The organism is Ectopseudomonas chengduensis (genome assembly GCF_900102635.1).
Taxonomy (GTDB): domain Bacteria; phylum Pseudomonadota; class Gammaproteobacteria; order Pseudomonadales; family Pseudomonadaceae; genus Aquipseudomonas; species Aquipseudomonas chengduensis.
Genome location: NZ_FMZQ01000011.1, coordinates 109,163 through 126,007, shown reverse-complemented (window position 1 = coordinate 126,007; position 16,845 = coordinate 109,163). Strand labels below are relative to the sequence as shown.

General features: G+C 62.6%; 16 protein-coding genes. 8 read left to right on the top strand and 8 right to left on the bottom strand.

All coding sequences use genetic code 11. The features are described from left to right. Positions 1–294 precede the first annotated feature (294 nt). Entirely contained in the window at positions 295–4,500 is a 4,206-nt protein-coding gene (locus tag BLS08_RS17465) for an EAL domain-containing protein (RefSeq protein WP_394327957.1), read from the top strand. Between the two features lie 135 nt (positions 4,501–4,635). Beyond that, positions 4,636–5,889, top strand: coding sequence for a serine hydroxymethyltransferase (gene glyA / locus BLS08_RS17460; protein WP_004425032.1), 1,254 nt, complete (start codon positions 4,636–4,638; stop codon positions 5,887–5,889). A gap of 62 nt (positions 5,890–5,951) precedes the next feature. On the opposite strand, the gene BLS08_RS17455 is transcribed toward glyA, so the two are convergent. Then, entirely contained in the window at positions 5,952–6,458 is a 507-nt protein-coding gene (locus BLS08_RS17455) for a DUF3015 domain-containing protein (protein WP_004425035.1), read from the bottom strand. A gap of 165 nt (positions 6,459–6,623) precedes the next feature. On the opposite strand from BLS08_RS17455, the gene BLS08_RS17450 reads away from it, so the two are divergent. Then, positions 6,624–6,995, top strand: coding sequence for a PilZ domain-containing protein (locus BLS08_RS17450; RefSeq protein ID WP_074856097.1), 372 nt, complete (start codon positions 6,624–6,626; stop codon positions 6,993–6,995). A gap of 146 nt (positions 6,996–7,141) precedes the next feature. Here BLS08_RS17450 and BLS08_RS26390 read toward each other — a convergent pair whose 3' ends face one another. Beyond that, on the bottom strand, positions 7,142–7,288 hold the full coding sequence (locus tag BLS08_RS26390) for a hypothetical protein (protein ID WP_017678812.1): 147 nt from the start codon (positions 7,286–7,288) through the stop codon (positions 7,142–7,144). Between the two features lie 247 nt (positions 7,289–7,535). Next, entirely contained in the window at positions 7,536–8,894 is a 1,359-nt protein-coding gene (gene radA, locus BLS08_RS17445; protein WP_090337023.1) for a DNA repair protein RadA, read from the bottom strand. Between the two features lie 92 nt (positions 8,895–8,986). On the opposite strand from radA, the gene BLS08_RS17440 reads away from it, so the two are divergent. Further along, complete coding sequence (locus tag BLS08_RS17440) at positions 8,987–9,481, top strand: GNAT family N-acetyltransferase (protein WP_090337022.1); 495 nt, start codon at positions 8,987–8,989, stop codon at positions 9,479–9,481. Between the two features lie 116 nt (positions 9,482–9,597). On the opposite strand, the gene BLS08_RS17435 is transcribed toward BLS08_RS17440, so the two are convergent. Then, positions 9,598–9,876, bottom strand: coding sequence for an HP1242/YdcH family protein (locus BLS08_RS17435; RefSeq protein WP_055984128.1), 279 nt, complete (start codon positions 9,874–9,876; stop codon positions 9,598–9,600). 68 nt (positions 9,877–9,944) lie between these two features. Further along, on the bottom strand, positions 9,945–10,193 hold the full coding sequence (locus tag BLS08_RS17430) for an HP1242/YdcH family protein (RefSeq protein WP_021487975.1): 249 nt from the start codon (positions 10,191–10,193) through the stop codon (positions 9,945–9,947). Between the two features lie 196 nt (positions 10,194–10,389). On the opposite strand from BLS08_RS17430, the gene BLS08_RS17425 reads away from it, so the two are divergent. Continuing rightward, the gene (locus tag BLS08_RS17425; protein ID WP_021487974.1) at positions 10,390–11,415 is read left to right on the top strand and encodes a CNNM domain-containing protein; all 1,026 of its coding nucleotides are present in this window, start codon (positions 10,390–10,392) and stop codon (positions 11,413–11,415) included. Here the strand turns inward: BLS08_RS17425 and BLS08_RS17420 are convergent, their stop codons facing one another. Continuing rightward, the gene (locus BLS08_RS17420; protein WP_055984130.1) at positions 11,416–12,192 is read right to left on the bottom strand and encodes a ferredoxin--NADP reductase; all 777 of its coding nucleotides are present in this window, start codon (positions 12,190–12,192) and stop codon (positions 11,416–11,418) included. A gap of 69 nt (positions 12,193–12,261) precedes the next feature. Between BLS08_RS17420 and BLS08_RS17415 the strand changes: the two genes are divergently transcribed. From BLS08_RS17415 to BLS08_RS17405, 3 genes are all read left to right on the top strand, one after another. After that, positions 12,262–13,386, top strand: coding sequence for a methyltransferase (locus tag BLS08_RS17415; RefSeq protein ID WP_055984133.1), 1,125 nt, complete (start codon positions 12,262–12,264; stop codon positions 13,384–13,386). A gap of 68 nt (positions 13,387–13,454) precedes the next feature. Next, complete coding sequence (locus tag BLS08_RS17410) at positions 13,455–13,712, top strand: type II toxin-antitoxin system Phd/YefM family antitoxin (protein WP_021487971.1); 258 nt, start codon at positions 13,455–13,457, stop codon at positions 13,710–13,712. After that, on the top strand, positions 13,700–13,996 hold the full coding sequence (locus BLS08_RS17405; RefSeq protein ID WP_055984136.1) for a type II toxin-antitoxin system RelE/ParE family toxin: 297 nt from the start codon (positions 13,700–13,702) through the stop codon (positions 13,994–13,996). Before BLS08_RS17410 ends, BLS08_RS17405 begins: the two co-directional genes overlap by 13 nt. 3 nt (positions 13,997–13,999) lie before the next feature. On the opposite strand, the gene BLS08_RS17400 is transcribed toward BLS08_RS17405, so the two are convergent. Then, positions 14,000–15,319 (bottom strand): TldD/PmbA family protein, encoded by a 1,320-nt coding sequence (locus BLS08_RS17400; protein ID WP_055984139.1) that lies wholly within the window; start codon positions 15,317–15,319, stop codon positions 14,000–14,002. Beyond that, positions 15,319–16,761, bottom strand: a complete 1,443-nt coding sequence (locus tag BLS08_RS17395) for a TldD/PmbA family protein (protein ID WP_055984141.1) — start codon at positions 16,759–16,761, stop codon at positions 15,319–15,321. Before BLS08_RS17395 ends, BLS08_RS17400 begins: the two co-directional genes overlap by 1 nt. Positions 16,762–16,845: the final 84 nt, after the last annotated feature.

Sequence of the window (16,845 nt, the reverse complement as noted above, 5' to 3'; positions counted from 1 at the left end):
TGCGTGCCGGCCTGGCCGCCGTATTACCGGCTGCAGGCAGTTTTCACCAAGCCTGCAGCGGGGCGTTTGCAGAGACCTTAGCCGCTGCCGGAGCGAACGCCAAGTACCGCGCGGACAGTTCACGCGCGCGGCGCAAAACTACCGGAATGTGCGTGACAGGGCAAACCTACGTTCGTCGGCGCAGCTGGCACTTGGCCACGTTTGCAGGCATTCTAGCCGGCTCGCGCGAGCGCAGGCATGCCCGCGCGCCTCAACGCTTAAAATAGCCCAGCACTGGCTGCAGGTTCACAGAACGTGTCGACTCCCTCATCCCTGCCTTCCTCCTCCCCGGGCGAGTCGCGCGCAGCATTGCGCCGTGCCCTGGTGGTGCTGGTGCTGGCGATGCTGGGATTGCTGGCCTGGCAGCTGACTCAGGAATACCGCCAGTTGCTCGATAGCCAGAAGCAACTGAGTCAGGGTTACAGCGCCCAACTGGCCAAGCACCTGAGTCTGAACATGCGCCTCAAGGCGCAGGCGGGCCAGGCGATGCTACAAAGCAGCCCTGCGCGCGCTGGCGACGGCAGCGAATTGGTCACAGCATTGCGCAGCATTTTCCCGACCGTCAGCAGTGTGGCCTGGCTCGATGCCAACGGGCAGTTGCTGGCCGACAGCGCCAGCGAGTCGCGTGACCTCAGTTTCATTCGCAGCCAGCAGCAACGCAGCGGCGCGGAGCCCTATCACTTCGCTTTCAGCGCACTGGACGGCGGCGCGCTCTACCTGCTGCTGCGTCAGCCTGACGACAGTCACCGAGTATTGCGCATGCGCATCAGTGCGTTGCGCGGCTGGCTGCGCGAGCAGCACCAGAGCGAGCACGACTGGTTACTCGAAGATCTGCTCAGTCACCGCGTGATAGCGCGTGCCGATGACCTGCAACAGGCTGGCGGCATCATCGCTCCGGTTACTGCGGCAGAACAGGCACAAAGCCTGGAACTGATCACCCTGCCCGGCAGCGACTGGCAACTGCGCGCCCTGTTCGATGCAGAACGCGCCGGCAACGAGCTGATGCCGACCCTGGCCGGCAAGTTCCTGCTGTTCGCGCTGTGCAGCCTGCTTACCCTGCTGGCCCTGTACGGCCTGCAACGCGAGCAGCGCAGCCTGCAGCGCCTGAATAACGAAACACGCCGCTCGCTGCGCCAGGCCGCCAGTGCGCTCGGCGCCGTCGAAGAACGCATTCTGGTGACCCAGGCCGATGGCAAGGTGCGCTACCTGAACCCGCAGGCCGAAGCGCTGTTCGGGGTTCCCAGCGACGTGGCCGGGGAACTCCATCTGCTTGATCTGTTGCCCGATCTCGACCCGTTGCTGCTCAACAGCCCACAACTGAGCAGCGATCTGGGACCGGAGCTGATCAGAGTCGAAAGCGAAGGGCGCGAGCGACTGTTCGCCGTGACCCGTAGCGATATCAGCGAAGTCGGGCGTCATGCCGGTTACGTCTGGGTGCTGCGCGATGTGACCGATGAACAGCAGGCCATGCGCGTACTGCAGGAAACCCGCAGACGCTATCAGGACATCTTCGACGGCACCGGCGTAGCCCTCTGCGTGCTCGACCTCTCCGGCCTGCGCTGCCTGTTGCTGCAGCACAAGTTGCGCGATGCGGCGGGTCTGCAGCGCTGGTTGCAGGCCGATGCCGAGCATCAGCAACTGCTGGTCGAGCAACTGCGCATTACCGAGGCCAACCAGGTGGCGCTCAACCTGCTCGGGGTCAAGTCCACCGAACAGGCCTGGCAGCAACTGATCGACAACGGTCCGGTACAGCCGGACGACCTGTGTTACCGCCTGGCCGTGGCCGTGCTCGAAGGCCCCAACCTGATGGAGCTGGAAACCCAACTGGTCACCGCACAAGGCTTGCAGCGGCACGTCTGGCTGGTGCTGCGTCTGCCGGAAATGCTCCAGGACTATCAGGCCGTCACGCTGAGCATCAGCGACATTACCAGCCGCAAGCGCATCGAGCTGTCGCTGATCGAGCGTGAGCGCTTCTGGTCCGAAGTGGTTCGCTCGGTGCCCGACCTGCTCTACGTGCATGACATGCAGAACCGGCAGGTGCTGTTCAGCAACCACAGCCTCGGATTGCAACTGGGCTATAGCGTCAGCGAGCTCAAGGCGATGGCCGGCGACTTCTGGGAGCAGGTACTGCACCCGGACGACAGCGAATACTACTGGCGCATTCGCAACCTGCAGAAAGTGGTCGGCAACGGCCTGCTGCTCGAATCGGTGCTGCGCTGGCGTCACCGCAATGGCCAATGGCACTGGTTCAGCATCCGTGAGCAGGCTCTGGCGCGTGATGAGCGCGGTCGCGTCAGCCGGCTGATCGGCGTGGCCAAGGACATCACCGAGCAGATCGAGCGCAACCAGTCGCTGCGTGACAGCGAGCAACGCTACCGCCTGCTGGCGGAAAGCATCAGCGACGTGATCGTCTCCACCGATGACAGCCTGAATCTGAACTACGTCAGCCCGTCGGTGGAAGCCATGCTCGGCTACAACGCCGAATGGGTGACGGCCAACGGCCTGCAAGGCCTGGCGGCCAACCCGCAGCAGCTCACCGGCCTCTACCTGCTGCTCGAGCGGATTCGCGATTCGCTCGGCGAGCGTGACCGCCTCGAGCGTCTGCGCGAGGAGCTGCCGGATCAGCTGTTCGTGTTCGACTGCCTGCGCGCCGACGGCCACAAGATCCCGGTGGAGCTGCGCCTGGTGCTGATGTGGGACGAGAACGGTCGCTTCGAAGGCATCCTCGGCGTTGGCCGCGACATCAGCCAGCAACGCCGCGCGGAAAAAGACCTGCGCATGGCCGCCACGGTATTCGAGCACTCCACCGCAGCGATTCTGGTGACCGACCCGGCCGGTTACATCGTTCAGGTCAACAAGGCCTTCAGCCGCGTCAGTGGTTATTCCGCCGGCCAGGTGCTCGACCAGCTTCCAGGTATGCTCACCGCCGACCGCCAGCAGGCGGCGCACCTGCAGTACATCCTCGGCCAACTCAACCAGCGCGGCAGTTGGGAGGGCGAGGTGTGGCTCAAGCGCAAGGGTGGCGAAAACTTCCCGGCCTGGGTCGGCATTACCGCGGTGCATGACGAGGAAGGCGACCTGGTCAGCTATGTGTGCTTCTTCAGCGACATAAGCGAACGCAAGGCCAGCGAACAGCGAATCCATCGTCTGGCCTACTACGACGCCCTGACCCACCTGCCCAACCGTACCTTGTTCCAGGATCGCCTGCACAGCGCCCTGCAGCATGCGGATCGGCATGACGAATGGGTGGTGCTGATGTTCCTCGACCTCGACCGCTTCAAGCCGATCAACGATTCGCTCGGCCACGCCGCCGGCGACCGCATGCTCAAGGACGTGGCCGTGCGCCTGTCGGCCTGCGTCGACGGCGACGACACCGTGGCGCGCATGGGCGGCGACGAATTCACCCTGCTGCTGCAGCCGCGCGCCACCCGCGAGGGCGCATTGAATCGCGCCATTCATGTCGCCGAGCAGATTCTCTCCAGCCTGGCCCGCCCTTTCGTCCTCGAAGGCCGCGAATTCTTCGTCACCGCCAGTATCGGTATCGCCCTCGCCCCGCAGGACGGTAGCGAGCTGAGCCAACTGATGAAGAACGCCGACACCGCGATGTATCACGCCAAGGAACACGGCAAGAACAACTTCCAGTTCTACCAGGCCGACATGAACGCCAGTGCCCTGGAGCGCCTGGAACTTGAAAGCGATCTGCGCCACGCTCAGGAGCAGAGCCAGTTCGTCCTGCATTATCAGCCGCAGTTCTCCGGCGACGGCAATCGCCTGACAGGGGTCGAGGCGCTGTTGCGCTGGAGTCACCCGACACGCGGCCTGGTGCCGCCGGATGAGTTCATCCCGGTGCTGGAGGAGCTCGGTCTGGTGGTGCAGGTCGGTGAATGGGTGCTGGAGGAGGCCTGCCGGCAGCTCAAGGCCTGGCACGAGGAAAAGATCCGCATCCCCAAGATTTCGGTCAATCTGTCGGCCCGGCAGTTCGCCGAAGGCGATCTGAGCGCACGCATCGCCGCCATTCTGGACAGAACCGGACTAGCCCCGGCCTGCCTGGAGCTGGAGCTGACCGAAAGCATACTGATGCGTGACGTCGCCAGCGCGATGCAGACTCTCGGCAACCTCAAGCGTTTGGGCCTGTGCATTGCTGTGGATGATTTCGGCACCGGCTACTCGTCGCTGAACTACCTCAAGCAGTTCCCCATCGACGTTTTGAAGATCGACCGCAGCTTCGTCGACGGCCTGCCCGATGGCGAGCAGGACGCGCAGATCGCCCGCGCCATCATCGCCATGGCGCACAGCCTGAACATGATGGTGATCGCCGAGGGCGTGGAGAGCCAGGCACAACTCGACTTCCTTCGTGAACACGACTGCGACGAAGTGCAGGGCTTCCTGCTGGGCAGGCCCATGCCTGCACGTCAGCTCACCGCCCAATTCAGCGGCGCAGCGCTGTTCATCCTCAGTTGACGGGCGGGCCCTGGGCCCAACTCAGCATGAAGGCCATTTGTCAGGCTCATGACCGACCTTCATATGCCTGAATGCGACCTTTGCGGTAGAATCCGCCCCCTCTTTCTACCGCCCAGCTGATTTCAGGGGACCGCCATGTTCAGCCGTGATTTGACCCTCGCTCGTTATGACGCCGAACTCTTTGCCGCGATGGAGCAGGAAGCCCAGCGCCAGGAAGAGCACATCGAGCTGATCGCCTCGGAAAACTACACCAGCCCGGCGGTGATGGAAGCCCAGGGCAGCGTGCTGACCAACAAGTACGCCGAAGGCTATCCGGGCAAGCGTTACTACGGCGGCTGCGAATACGTCGACGTGGTCGAGCAACTCGCCATCGACCGCGCCAAGGAGCTGTTCGGCGCCGACTACGCCAACGTCCAGCCGCACTCCGGCAGCCAGGCCAACAGCGCCGTGTACATGGCCCTGCTCAACGCCGGCGACACCGTGCTGGGCATGAGCCTGGCCCACGGCGGCCACCTGACCCACGGCGCCAGCGTCAGCTTCTCCGGCAAGATCTACAACGCCGTGCAGTACGGCATCAACGACCAGGGCCTGATCGACTACGACGAAGTCGAGCGCCTGGCCGTGGAGCACAAGCCGAAGATGATCATCGCCGGCTTCAGCGCCTACTCGCAGGTACTGGACTTCCCGCGTTTCCGCGCCATCGCCGACAAGGTCGGTGCCTACCTGTTCGTCGACATGGCCCACGTCGCTGGTCTGGTCGCCGCCGGTCTGTACCCGAACCCGGTACCGTTCGCCGACGTGGTTACCACCACCACGCACAAGACCCTGCGCGGCCCGCGCGGTGGCCTGATCCTGGCGCGCAAGAACGAAGAGCTGGAGAAGAAGTTCAACTCCGCGGTATTCCCGGGCGGCCAGGGCGGCCCGCTGGAGCACGTCATCGCCGCCAAGGCGGTGTGCTTCAAGGAAGCGCTGCAGCCTGAGTTCAAGGCTTACCAGGCGCAGGTGATCAAGAACGCCCAGACCATGGCCCAGGTGTTCATCGACAACGGTTACGACGTGGTCTCCGGCGGCACCGAGAACCACCTGTTCCTGCTCTCGCTGATCAAGCAGGACATTACCGGCAAGGATGCTGACGCTGCCCTGGGCCGAGCCTTCATCACCGTGAACAAGAACAGCGTACCGAACGATCCGCGTTCGCCGTTCGTCACCTCCGGCCTGCGTATCGGCACCCCCGCCGTCACCACTCGCGGCTTCAAGGAAGACGAGTGCCGTCAACTGGCAGGCTGGATCTGCGACGTACTGGCCAACATCGGCAATGATGAAGTCGAAGGCCGCGTGCGTGAGCAGGTCAAGGCGCTGTGCGCGAAGTTCCCGGTATACGGCAACTGATACGCTGCCTGAAATGAACAAGCCCGCCAAATTGGCGGGCTTGTTTTTGCCGGGGATTAATCTCAGGCCGGCTGTTTCACGTAGCGCGCCAGTTGCGCGTCACGGCTCATCACCTCGAGCGTGGCTGCCAGCACCTGCTCACTGGTGGCGTCGGCTTTGCTGAAGATGCTGCCGAAGTTGTCGTGAGTGACCTTGGCGAAGTGCGCACGATCCTGAGCCTCCACGCCCAGCAAGGTAGCGTAGGCGTCCAGCGCTTCGCCCTGGCCCATGGCCATGTCTTCGGCAATCGAATCGAGCATGCCATTCATTGCCAGCATGGAGCGACCGTTGTAACCCAGCGCGCCGCTGGTATCGCAGCCGTTGGTACCGGAAGTCATACCGAAGGTGGCATTACCCGAGGTGCCGTTGGTAGTGGTCGCTAGAAAGTGCGGCGCCATGCCGCGCTGCCCTTCGAACAGCATGTTGCCCCAGCCGCAGCCATTACCGCCCGCAGCATCGGCAAACGCACCAACACTGGCCATGCTCAACAGACCGAAGACCAACCCTTTACCCAGCAGTCGCTTGCTCATATGTGTCGCTCCGCAATATTGAGTAATAAAAACTACACAAGGAGCTTTGGCGAAACTTGGCCACCTGTCAAACTGGTGTGTCTCAGCTGTGCGCTGCGACACAGCGGCAAAGCACGGGGCCGTCAGCCTTGGCTATAGTGATGTAAATCCTTCAGGAGTATGGGCATGAGTGAATCAGCCAACGAGCGTCGGCGCTTTCAGCGCATCGCCTTCGACGCCCCCACCGTCATCGCTCAGGGTGAGCGACAATGGTCGGCAGCTCTGCACGATATCTCTCTCAAGGGCCTGCTGATCAAGACCCCGCGCGACTGGAACGGGGACCCGAACCAGCCCTTCGAAGCCCTTATCGAACTGGGGGACGAAGCCAAGGTGAAGATGGAAGTGGTACTGACGCGCACCCAGCCGCAGTCGCTCGGCTTCGTCTGTCGGCATATCGACCTGGAATCGATCAGCCACCTGCGCCGCCTGATCGAGCTCAATCTTGGTGATGAGCAACTGCTGGAACGTGAACTGGCGGCATTGGGCGAAGACGACTAGGTTCTATACGAAAAGTCGTCGAGCGAAGGTCAGGCGAGGCAAAAACCGGTGAGGAAGCGCAGTTTACGAGTGGTAAATGAGCATTCCGAACCGGTTTTTAACGAAGCATCACCGAGCGCAGGCACTTTTCGTACAGAGCCTAGCAGTCAGTGGCGCAAGCAGGCAGCCTCTGCCTGTTCACGACGCTGGCGACGCGCCTGAATACGCTGCGCCTGACGACGCGCATCGCGCGACTCAATGGCCTTGGCGTCGAAGTTGAAAGCCCGGGAAAAGAAATCGAAGAACAGGAACATGATGGCGTCTCCTTCAGTGGATACGCCTTCATGCTGCGCGTCGATAGCCTGCTACTTATTGACCTCGGTCAATTTTCGACCCGCCCCACTCGCGGCAGAACGCCGCAGCCGATACAAAGACGTAGCTCGGATGGACCTGTAGGAGCCGGCTTGCCGGCGATGCTTTTATCGATGATCGCCCGCAAGCGGGCTCCTACAGTTGGTACATGTGCAGGTACAGCAGGAAGGGTTTTAGCCGCGACTTTAGTTACTCGAAAAGCGCATCCAGCGCCTGTTCCAGGCGCGTGACGGCTACTATCTGCAAACCCGGCGGTGCTTCCTTGGGGGCATTGCCCTTGGGCACGATGGCGCGCTTGAAACCATGCTTGGCCGCCTCCTTCAGACGCTCCTGACCGCTCGGCACCGGACGAATCTCGCCGGACAGACCAATCTCGCCGAACACCAGCAGGTCATGTTGCAGCGGCCGGTTGCGCAGGCTGGAGATCACCGCCGCCATCAGTGCCAGGTCGGACGCCGTTTCCAGCACCTTGACCCCGCCAACCACGTTGAGGAACACGTCCTGGTCATAGGTCGGAATGCCGCCGTGGCGGTGCAGTACCGCCAGCAGCATGGCCAGGCGGTTCTGATCCAGGCCCAGGGTGACGCGGCGCGGATTGCCCAGATGACTGGTGTCGACCAGCGCCTGCACCTCCACCAGCATCGGTCGCGAGCCTTCCCAGGTAGCCATCACCACACTGCCGGGCACGGCCTCCTGCGCGCGGGTGAGGAAGATCGCCGAGGGATTGGAGACTTCCTTCAGGCCCTTGTCGGTCATGCCGAACACACCCAGTTCGTTGACCGCGCCGAAACGGTTCTTCACCGCCCGCAAGAGGCGCAGGCGGCCATCGGACTCGCCCTCGAAATACAGCACGGTGTCGACCATGTGCTCCAGCACGCGTGGGCCGGCCAACGCGCCCTCCTTGGTGACGTGGCCGACGAGAAAGATCGCCGTGCCGCTCTGTTTGGCAAAACGCACCAGCAGCGCCGCACTCTCGCGCACCTGGGCAACGCCACCAGGAGCCGACTGCAGTTGCTCGGTGAAGATGGTCTGGATCGAGTCGATGACCATGACCTTGGGTTTTTCCTGGCGGGCGGTGGCGATGATCGACTCGATGCAGGTTTCGGTCATCACCTTGAGCTTGTCCTGCGGCAGATCCAGCCGCCGCGCACGCATGGCCACCTGCTGCTGCGATTCCTCACCCGTCACATACAGTGCCGGGAAACGCTGGGCGATGTTGCACAGGGTCTGCAGCAGGATGGTCGACTTGCCAATGCCGGGGTCGCCGCCGATCAGCACCACCGAGCCATCGACCAGGCCGCCACCCAGCACCCGATCCAGCTCACCGGAAGCGGTGGAAAAACGCGGAATTTCCTCGACACTGACCTCAGCCAAGGTCTTGATATTGGCCTTGTCGCCGGCCCAGCCAGTGCGCCCGCTGGGCGTCGCGCCCTCGACCACGGTTTCCACCAGGGTGTTCCAGGCACCACACTCGCCACATTGCCCGGCCCACTTGGGAAAGGTGGCGCCGCACTCGGTGCAGCCGTACATGCGTTTTGCCTTGGCCATTGCGATCAATCCTGCCGCTGAACGAAGGCTGGAACGATACCGAACAACTGGATAAATTTACAGATCACAGCCACTCTGCCCGGAATGCCCATATGCAGATCCAACTGCTCCCCACCAGCGCCGAACAGCTGCCGCTACTGGCCAACCTCTACCAGTTCTACGCCTACGAAAGCTCGGACTGGGAGCAGGAGGACGTGGAGACGGACGGTCGCTTCTACATCCATCAACCCCACCTGCAGCGCTATTGGCAGGAGCCGGGCTGGAGTGCGCAACTGATACTGGTCGACGACTTCATTGCCGGCTTCCTGCTGATCGAACAGAGCGAGTTACCCGGTCTTGATGTACCGGAATTCGCCGACCTGTTCATCCTCAAAAAGTATCGTCGCCAGGGCATCGGTCGTGCCCTGGTACAGCAGGTAATGGGCGATGGTAGTCCCTGGCTGCTGCGTTTCTACCGTCAGGATGAGTTGGCCTGCGCCTTCTGGCAGCAGCTGTTGAACGAATGGCCCAGGCCGGCGCGCCCGGTGTGGACAGAAGAAGAGGCGGACGGGCTGCTCACTTATCTGATCAACCCGCCCGTGCATTGAGGCCTTTCGGCTCCGATGGCGAAGTCAAGACGAGATCCGGGAAGGCCGGTGCGCACGACGCAACCTACCGGTAGCGATCTCGTAGGGGGCGCCGTGTCTGCCGCATTTTCCGGGCATCAACCCCGACAGCCATTGCCACAACCGCAGCACTGACCTGCAGCGCGTTTGAGCTGGCGCGCCAACTCGTCCTTCATTGCCACACGGTCGAGTTTCAGCGCGCTGAGGGTGACGTCATCGAGCAACTCGATACCGTCCTCGATACGGCAGATGCGCTTGTCCAGCGCTTCGTACTCTTCGGCCTGGCGAGAGAACTGTTCATCGCTCTGCCGCAGACGCTGCAGTTCGTTGCGCAGTTCGGGGAAATCATGAACCAGCGGATGGTGGTCGACGTGCATGAGGAAGCCTCTGACAGGGAAGATGGCTCCAGCCTAGCGCTGCACGTCGACCGTTCATTTGATCCGGATCAAGCACTGCCCGCCTTGCGCAGCAGATCGGCGATCTCGTCCTTGAGGCCCACACGCTGCAGTTTGAGCCCCTGCAAGGTCAGGTCGTCGGCAGCCTCGCGACCGTCCTCTATTTCGTAGATGCGCTTGTCCAGCGCTTCATATTCGCCAGCCAGGCGAGGGAAGTGGGGGTGACTTTGCATCAGCTTGCGCATGACGTCGCCTTGCTGAGGAAATTCGCGGGTCAACGGGTGATGTTCAAGCGGCATGGAGGACCTCCCCAGATAGTGTCCCTTTAGCCTAGTCGAAGCTGGGCTACGTGCAGCCAGTGAAATATCGGCAGGCAAGACGTTGGGCAGTGAACGTCAACGGCGCCAGCATGACGAAATGAAATGTTGCAGCTTTTCTGCTTTTTCCAATGCACTTGCGCTAAATTGGCCGGCCCTTGGCCACCTACCCCTCTACATGACACTCCTGATAGCGTTCGCTGTCCTCTCCATCCTGGTTTCGTTCATCTGCTCCATCCTCGAAGCCGCCCTGCTCTCCCTCACGCCCAGTTACATCGCACAGCAGAAGGCCGAAAAACCTCAGTTGTACGAAAGGCTGAAAGAGCTCAAAGACAAGATCGACCAGCCGCTGGCGGCCATCCTGACCCTCAACACCGTGGCGCATACCGTTGGTGCGACCGGCGTTGGTGCGCAGGTGGCGATCGTCTTCGGTGACGGTTACCTGGGTATCGCCTCGGCGGTCATGACCCTGCTGATCCTGGTGCTTTCGGAGATTCTGCCGAAGACCATCGGTGCCCGTTACTGGCGCGCCCTGGCGCCCTTCCTGCCGGCCCTGCTGCGCTTCATGATCCTGCTGCTCAAGCCGTTCATCGTCATGTCGGACCTGATCATGCGCCTGTTCGGCGGCAAGGAGCCGGAGCACGACATTCGCCAGGAGATCAAGGCGCTGACCCTGCTTGGCCGCGAAGTGGGCAAGCTCGACGAAGACGAGCATCGGGTGATCAGCAATATCCTCGACCTGCACGAGATTCGCCTGCGCGACATCATGACGCCACGCATCGTCTGCGAATCCGCCGCACCGGATGAATCGATCGCCGCGTTCAAGGCGCGTGCCCGCGAGAGCCAGTTCTCCCGTTACCCGGTGATCGGCGAGGACGAATCGCCGCTGGGCGTGGTGTTCCGTTATGACGCCCTGGCGGCCGAGAACGATGGCGAACCGATCACCCAGATCATGAAGCCGATCAAGGTCGTGCCGGACAGCATGAACGTGGAAAACCTGATGACCCTGCTCATGCAGGAGCGTCAGCACATGTGCCTGGTGTACGACGAGTTCGGTAGCTGGCACGGCCTGGTGACACTGGAAGACATCATGGAAACCATCATCGGCAAGCCGATTCTCGACGAGACCGACGATATCCCCAACATGCGCCGTTTTGCCAAACGCCGTTGGGAACATCGACTCAAGGCGATCCGCGAAGACTGATCACCAGTAGTTCTCTACCGCCACCTGACCCGGCCGCCGGGTCAGGCTCAGATTCAGGCCGCGCACCTTCAGACGCTGACGAATGTCGTCGATCATCTGCGGGTTGCCGCAGATCATCACCCGCGAGTGCTCGGGGGTCAGTTGCAAGCCAGCGGCACGCTCCAGCTCGCCGCTGTCGAGCAAGTCGGTGATACGTGCATTCAGGCAACCCGGCGCTTGCTCGCGGGTGACCACCGGCAGGTAGGTGAGCTTGTGAACGAATTCGGCCAGGTGTTCCAGCTCGGCGAAGCTCCTGATCAGCGGCTGATAGGCCAGTTCGGTGAAGCTGCGCGCGCTGTACACCAGCACGATACGCTCGAAGCGCTGCCACACCTCGAAGTCCTGCAGGATCGACAAAAACGGTGCGATGCCAGTGCCACTGCCGAGCAACCAGAGGTCGCGGCCGTCGACGAAGCGATCCAGGGTCAGAAAGCCGGTCGCCATCTTCTCCACCAGCAAGCTGTCGCCAACGCGCAGTCGACTCAACTCGCTGGTGAATTCGCCGCCCGGCACCACGATGGAGAAGAACTCGAGAAACTCGTCATGTGGCGCGGACACCAGCGAATAGGCGCGCCAGACCACGCTGCCATCGGCTTTCTCCACGCCCAGACGCACGAACTGCCCGGCGCGGAAACGAAAGCCCGGATCACGGGTGGTGCGCAGGGTGAACAGGCTCGGCGTCAGGCTGTGTACCTCGAGCAGCGTCTGACGGGTGAACTTGTCTTCGCTGACGGTCATAATCGCCCCCTTCATTGAATACCTGTCCAGTCTGGCGCAATCGGCCAGCAACAAACACCGAAGGTTTGCATGCCTACTCTCGAAACTCCCTTCGCCAGCCTCGAACTGCAGCGTCAGCCGCACCAGGCGAACGAGCCGCTCCAAGCCTTCGACGCCGCCGACGAATACCTGCTCCATCATCTTCATGAGCATGGCATCGCACCAAGCAGCCGGGTGCTGCTGCTCAACGACAGCTTCGGCGCCCTCGCCTGCTCGCTGGCCGGACGCTGCCAGGTGACCAGCAGCGGTGACTCGCACCTGGGCTTTCTCGCCTTGCAGAAGAACCTCGCCAGCAACGGACTTAATGGCGATACGGTGACCTTTCTGCCGAGCTGCGAAACGCCGCAAGGACCGTTCGACTGGATACTGATCCGTGTGCCCAAGACCCTGGCGCTGCTGGAGGAGCAACTGATTCGCCTGCACGGCCAGTTGGCGCCGAATGCCCGCGTGGTAGCAGGGGCGATGATCAAGCACCTGCCGCGCGCCGCCGGTGATCTGCTGGAGCAATACATCGGCCCGGTGCAAGCCTCGCTGGCGGTGAAGAAAGCCCGCCTGCTGGTCGCCACGCCTGAAACCAAGGCGGCGCCGCACTCGCCCTACCCGACCCGCTATCGCCTGGACAAACCAGCGCTGGAGCTGGTCAACCACGCCAATGTGTTCTGCCGCGACGGCCTGGATATCGGCACCCGCGCCTTTCTTCCGCATCTGCCGCGCCACCTCGGCCGCGTGCGCGTCGCCGATCTCGGTTGTGGTAACGGCGTGCTCGGTATCGCCTACGCCCTGGGCAGCCCGCAGGCAGAACTGACGCTGGTGGACGAGTCGTATATGGCCGTGCAATCGGCGCAGGAAAACTGGCGGGCGGCCCTCGGTGATCGACCTGTAACGATCCGTGCTGGCGACGGCCTGGCCGAACAGCCCGCCGACTCGCTGGATATGGTGCTGTGCAACCCGCCCTTCCACCAGCAGCAGGTGGTCGGCGACCTCCTAGCCTGGCGCATGTTCCAGCAGGCCCGCGCGGCGCTGGTCACCGGTGGTGAACTGTGGATCGTCGGCAACCGCCACCTGGGCTACCACGCCAAGCTGGCGCGCCTGTTCCGTGGCGTCGAGCAGGTGGCAGCCAATCCGAAATTCGTGGTGCTCAAGGCGAGAAAGTGACCCGTTGATTGTAACGGCCGAAAAGTATCACTAAAGTGGCACTTTCATCTGCGCAGCGGGCACCGTCCATGAAAGTCGAGTTGGTCACCAACCTGAAGCGACAGGCCACCAAGATTCTGGCCGACCTTCACGAGTCCAAAGAACCTGTACTGATCACCGAACATGGGATGCCTTCGGCTTATCTGGTGGATGTCGATGACTACCAGTTCATGCAGAAGCGTCTTGCCCTTCTGGATGCTCTGGCTCGCGGAGAACGTGCCGTAATCGAGGGCAACACCCTGAACCATGAGCAGGCCAAGGAAAGGCTGAGCAAATGGCTGAAATAGTCTGGACGAACACCGCCCTCGAGCAGCTCGACGATCTCGCGCAATACATCGCCCTCGACAAACCGGATGCCGCGCGAGCACTGGTCAGAAGAGTCGTTGAAACAGTCTCACGGTTAGTGGATTTCCCCCTGTCGGGCCGTGTTCCGGATGAGCTTCCACACTCGGTGTACCGCGAAATCGTCGTCCCACCCTGCCGAATTTTCTACCGCTATACAGACACAACGGTTTTCATCATCCACATCATGCGAGAGGAGCGCGTGCTGCGCGCCCACATACTCAAATGAGCATCATAACGTCAGGGTAAACCGCGACAGCAACGCGCCCGGCAAGGCCATCGAGCCCGTCTGCCTAGCGCCGTAGGTGCCGCCTGGCAGCAGCAGCTCAGGTTCGCGGGTCAAGGCCTCCAGTTGCGGGCCGAGGAAGTCGAACAGCGAGTCGTCGAAACGCATGGTGTTGAGTGGTGCCTGGATCTGCCCATTCTCGACCCAGAAGGTGGCGAAGCGGGTCATGCCGGTCAGGCGTGCCGCGGGCAGGTCGGAGAAATTGCCGTACCACAGGTTGCCGATGTAGAGCCCGGTGCCGAGCCGTTGCAGCACGTCGGGCTCGTCCAACTCACCGCCTCGCATGTGCAAGGACAGCGGATATTCGCCACTGCATGCACCATTGGCGATCAGTCCATATTCTGCGGCACTGCGCGAGCTGACCAGGCGTTCACCAAGTCGCCCCTGGCTGATCAGGCGCAACGGCCGGCGTGGTCCTTCGGCGGTGAAGGCCGGCGCCAGGCCACCCTCGATACGCTCTTCCATTGTCACCAACGGGCTGAGCTCGGCCTTGCCGTTAAACAGACGCTGCAACGGGCTGCCACCCGACGCCAGCGCCTGCGCACCGAAGCCCCAGCAACACAGGCTGATCAGCTCTTCCAGCGCAGCCGGCGCCAGATAGGCGCGATAGGCCCCTGGCTGCAGCACCTTGGCCGGGCGCCCGAGAAACGCCAGTTGCTGTCGTGCACGCTCCAGCTTGCGAGCGAACGCCTGGGCGTCCCATCGCTCGCCGGCATAGGTGCTTTTCACCGCCTGACCGTTGTCGTGAAAGAGGCTGAACTCGAAATTGAAACTGCTTGCGGCATACCAGCCGAAGGCGCCCCAGGAACTGGCAAAGCCCTGGTACTGCGGTCCGACGGCCAGAAAGCCGACCAGATCCAGGCTCGTGGCCGCCGCAACGATCTGCTGTGCCATGGCCGCGCTATCCAGCCGCGCCGCTTCGCCCGCCAGCTCGCTGCGCCAGGCCTCACGGTTCACGCGCAGATAAGGGTCGTCACTCAAGGTTGGCAGCAGGCCACGCAGGCGCTGCACTATCTGCTGCAGGCGCGGCAAATCCTCGTCGAGCACGCCACTGAGCGCCAGTTTACTTTCGGCATGGCGCTGGCCCTGGTACAGCGACAGGGTGACGTAGACCTGCTGCACATCGCCGGCCTGGCGCACCTGGCCATGGTTGAAACGGATAAAGCTGGACACCTCGGCGCCGTAGGCCAGGGTGAAACCCTCCTCGCCCACGACTTGCGCCTGCAGGTGCTCCAGCAACGCACTGAAATGCTGACGTGCGTCCATCAGGCAGCCCCTCCAAAAACGTCGATATCGGCGAAGACGCAGGCCGGTGAAGCGTGCCCCACGCGAATCACCTGGTTGGGCTCGCCCTTGCCGCAATAGGGTGTACCCATCACCTCGAAAGTGCTGACATCGCCCACCGCGCGCAGGTTGCGCCAGAACCGCGAGCTGATGCCGCGGTAGTTGGGGTTCTTCACCACGCCCTTGAGTTCGCCGTTCTCGATCAACTGGCCCCATTCACAGCCGAACTGGAATTTGTTGCGCGCATCGTCGATCGACCAGGAGCGGTTGTTGCTCATCAGGATGCCGCGTTCGATGCCGCCGATCAGCTCGGCCTGGGTCTTGTCACCCGGCTCCAGATTGAGATTGGCCATGCGGTCGATGGGCGGCCGGTTCCAACTGCAGGCGCGGCTGTTGGCCACACCCGGCAGGCCGCTGCGCCATTGCGACAGCGCGCCGCCGAGCGGACGCTGGAGGATGCCATCGCGGATCAGGTATTCGCGCTGCGCCGGGCTGCCGTCGTCATCATGGCTATAGCTGGCCAGCTCGCCTGGCACGCCTGGATCGAAGGTCACGTTGAGCAGCGATGAGCCGTATGGGTAATGGCCGAAATCTTCCTGGCGAATGAAACTGGTACCGGCGAAGTTGCGCTCATCACCGAGGATGCGGTCCAGCTCCAGCGGATGACCGATAGACTCGTGGATCTGCAGGATCATCTGGTCCGGCATCAGCAAAAGGTCACGCGAACCGTTCGGGGTATTGGGTGCCAGCAGCAGCTGCAACGCCTCGTCGGCGATACGCGCGGCGCTGCCGATCACGCCCAACTGCTGCAGCACCTCGGCACCGCCCTGGCGCGCCAGATGCGTTCCGCCGAAACTGCGGCTCTGGCTGTCATGCTCGTCGCTAGCGGTGACGCCTACCTGCGGAAACACATAGCGCTGGGCACGGCGTAGGCAGGCACCAGCGCTGTTGAGGTAGATCTGCTCATGGCAGGTGAAGGTCAGCCCGACATGACTGTCGACCAGACGCGCATCCCGTGGAATCAGTGCCGCCTCCGCCATCAGCAGCTCGAACCAGTGGGCGGCGCCCGCCAGCTGCTGCTCGTAACCCGGCATCACATCGTCGCTTTGCTCAGTCGGGTACGACAGGCTGGCGAGATCCAGCAGGTTATGCCCGACCAGGGCACGGGCCATCAGCTCGGCGCGTTCCAGCGCGGCCTGCAAGCCGGCCTGACTGAGATCGCTGGTGGCCGCATAGGCTTCGACACCGGCGATACGCACGGTGAGCATCGCGCCGGCATCGTCGACCAAGGACGGCGCCTGCGCCACACGCCGGCGTACCCAGTAGGACTCCCGACTCTCGCGCACATGGCGCAGCGACCAGAAATCAGCGGTGGATTTCAGCGCGGCGAAGCGGCGCTGCAGGGTATCGCTGAGGGCGAACATCGGTCCTCCTTGGCTGGCGACGAAAGGAGACCAGTATGGGAACAAGCACGCGCCGGGATCAACCGCCGACCGGCAAGCAAAAGC

What these genes read in the sequence shown, in the direction of transcription:
- glyA (WP_004425032.1), top strand. Translation starts at nt 4,636, where the DNA reads ATGTTCAGCCGTGATTTGACCCTCGCTCGTTATGACGCCGAACTCTTT.
- BLS08_RS26390 (WP_017678812.1), bottom strand. Translation starts at nt 7,288, where the DNA reads ATGTTCCTGTTCTTCGATTTCTTTTCCCGGGCTTTCAACTTCGACGCC.
- BLS08_RS17450 (WP_074856097.1), top strand. Translation starts at nt 6,624, where the DNA reads ATGAGTGAATCAGCCAACGAGCGTCGGCGCTTTCAGCGCATCGCCTTC.
- BLS08_RS17430 (WP_021487975.1), bottom strand. Translation starts at nt 10,193, where the DNA reads ATGCCGCTTGAACATCACCCGTTGACCCGCGAATTTCCTCAGCAAGGC.
- BLS08_RS17400 (WP_055984139.1), bottom strand. Translation starts at nt 15,319, where the DNA reads ATGGACGCACGTCAGCATTTCAGTGCGTTGCTGGAGCACCTGCAGGCG.
- BLS08_RS17425 (WP_021487974.1), top strand. Translation starts at nt 10,390, where the DNA reads ATGACACTCCTGATAGCGTTCGCTGTCCTCTCCATCCTGGTTTCGTTC.
- radA (WP_090337023.1), bottom strand. Translation starts at nt 8,894, where the DNA reads ATGGCCAAGGCAAAACGCATGTACGGCTGCACCGAGTGCGGCGCCACC.
- BLS08_RS17395 (WP_055984141.1), bottom strand. Translation starts at nt 16,761, where the DNA reads ATGTTCGCCCTCAGCGATACCCTGCAGCGCCGCTTCGCCGCGCTGAAA.
- BLS08_RS17410 (WP_021487971.1), top strand. Translation starts at nt 13,455, where the DNA reads ATGAAAGTCGAGTTGGTCACCAACCTGAAGCGACAGGCCACCAAGATT.
- BLS08_RS17415 (WP_055984133.1), top strand. Translation starts at nt 12,262, where the DNA reads ATGCCTACTCTCGAAACTCCCTTCGCCAGCCTCGAACTGCAGCGTCAG.
- BLS08_RS17435 (WP_055984128.1), bottom strand. Translation starts at nt 9,876, where the DNA reads ATGCACGTCGACCACCATCCGCTGGTTCATGATTTCCCCGAACTGCGC.
- BLS08_RS17455 (WP_004425035.1), bottom strand. Translation starts at nt 6,458, where the DNA reads ATGAGCAAGCGACTGCTGGGTAAAGGGTTGGTCTTCGGTCTGTTGAGC.
- BLS08_RS17440 (WP_090337022.1), top strand. Translation starts at nt 8,987, where the DNA reads ATGCAGATCCAACTGCTCCCCACCAGCGCCGAACAGCTGCCGCTACTG.
- BLS08_RS17420 (WP_055984130.1), bottom strand. Translation starts at nt 12,192, where the DNA reads ATGACCGTCAGCGAAGACAAGTTCACCCGTCAGACGCTGCTCGAGGTA.
- BLS08_RS17405 (WP_055984136.1), top strand. Translation starts at nt 13,700, where the DNA reads ATGGCTGAAATAGTCTGGACGAACACCGCCCTCGAGCAGCTCGACGAT.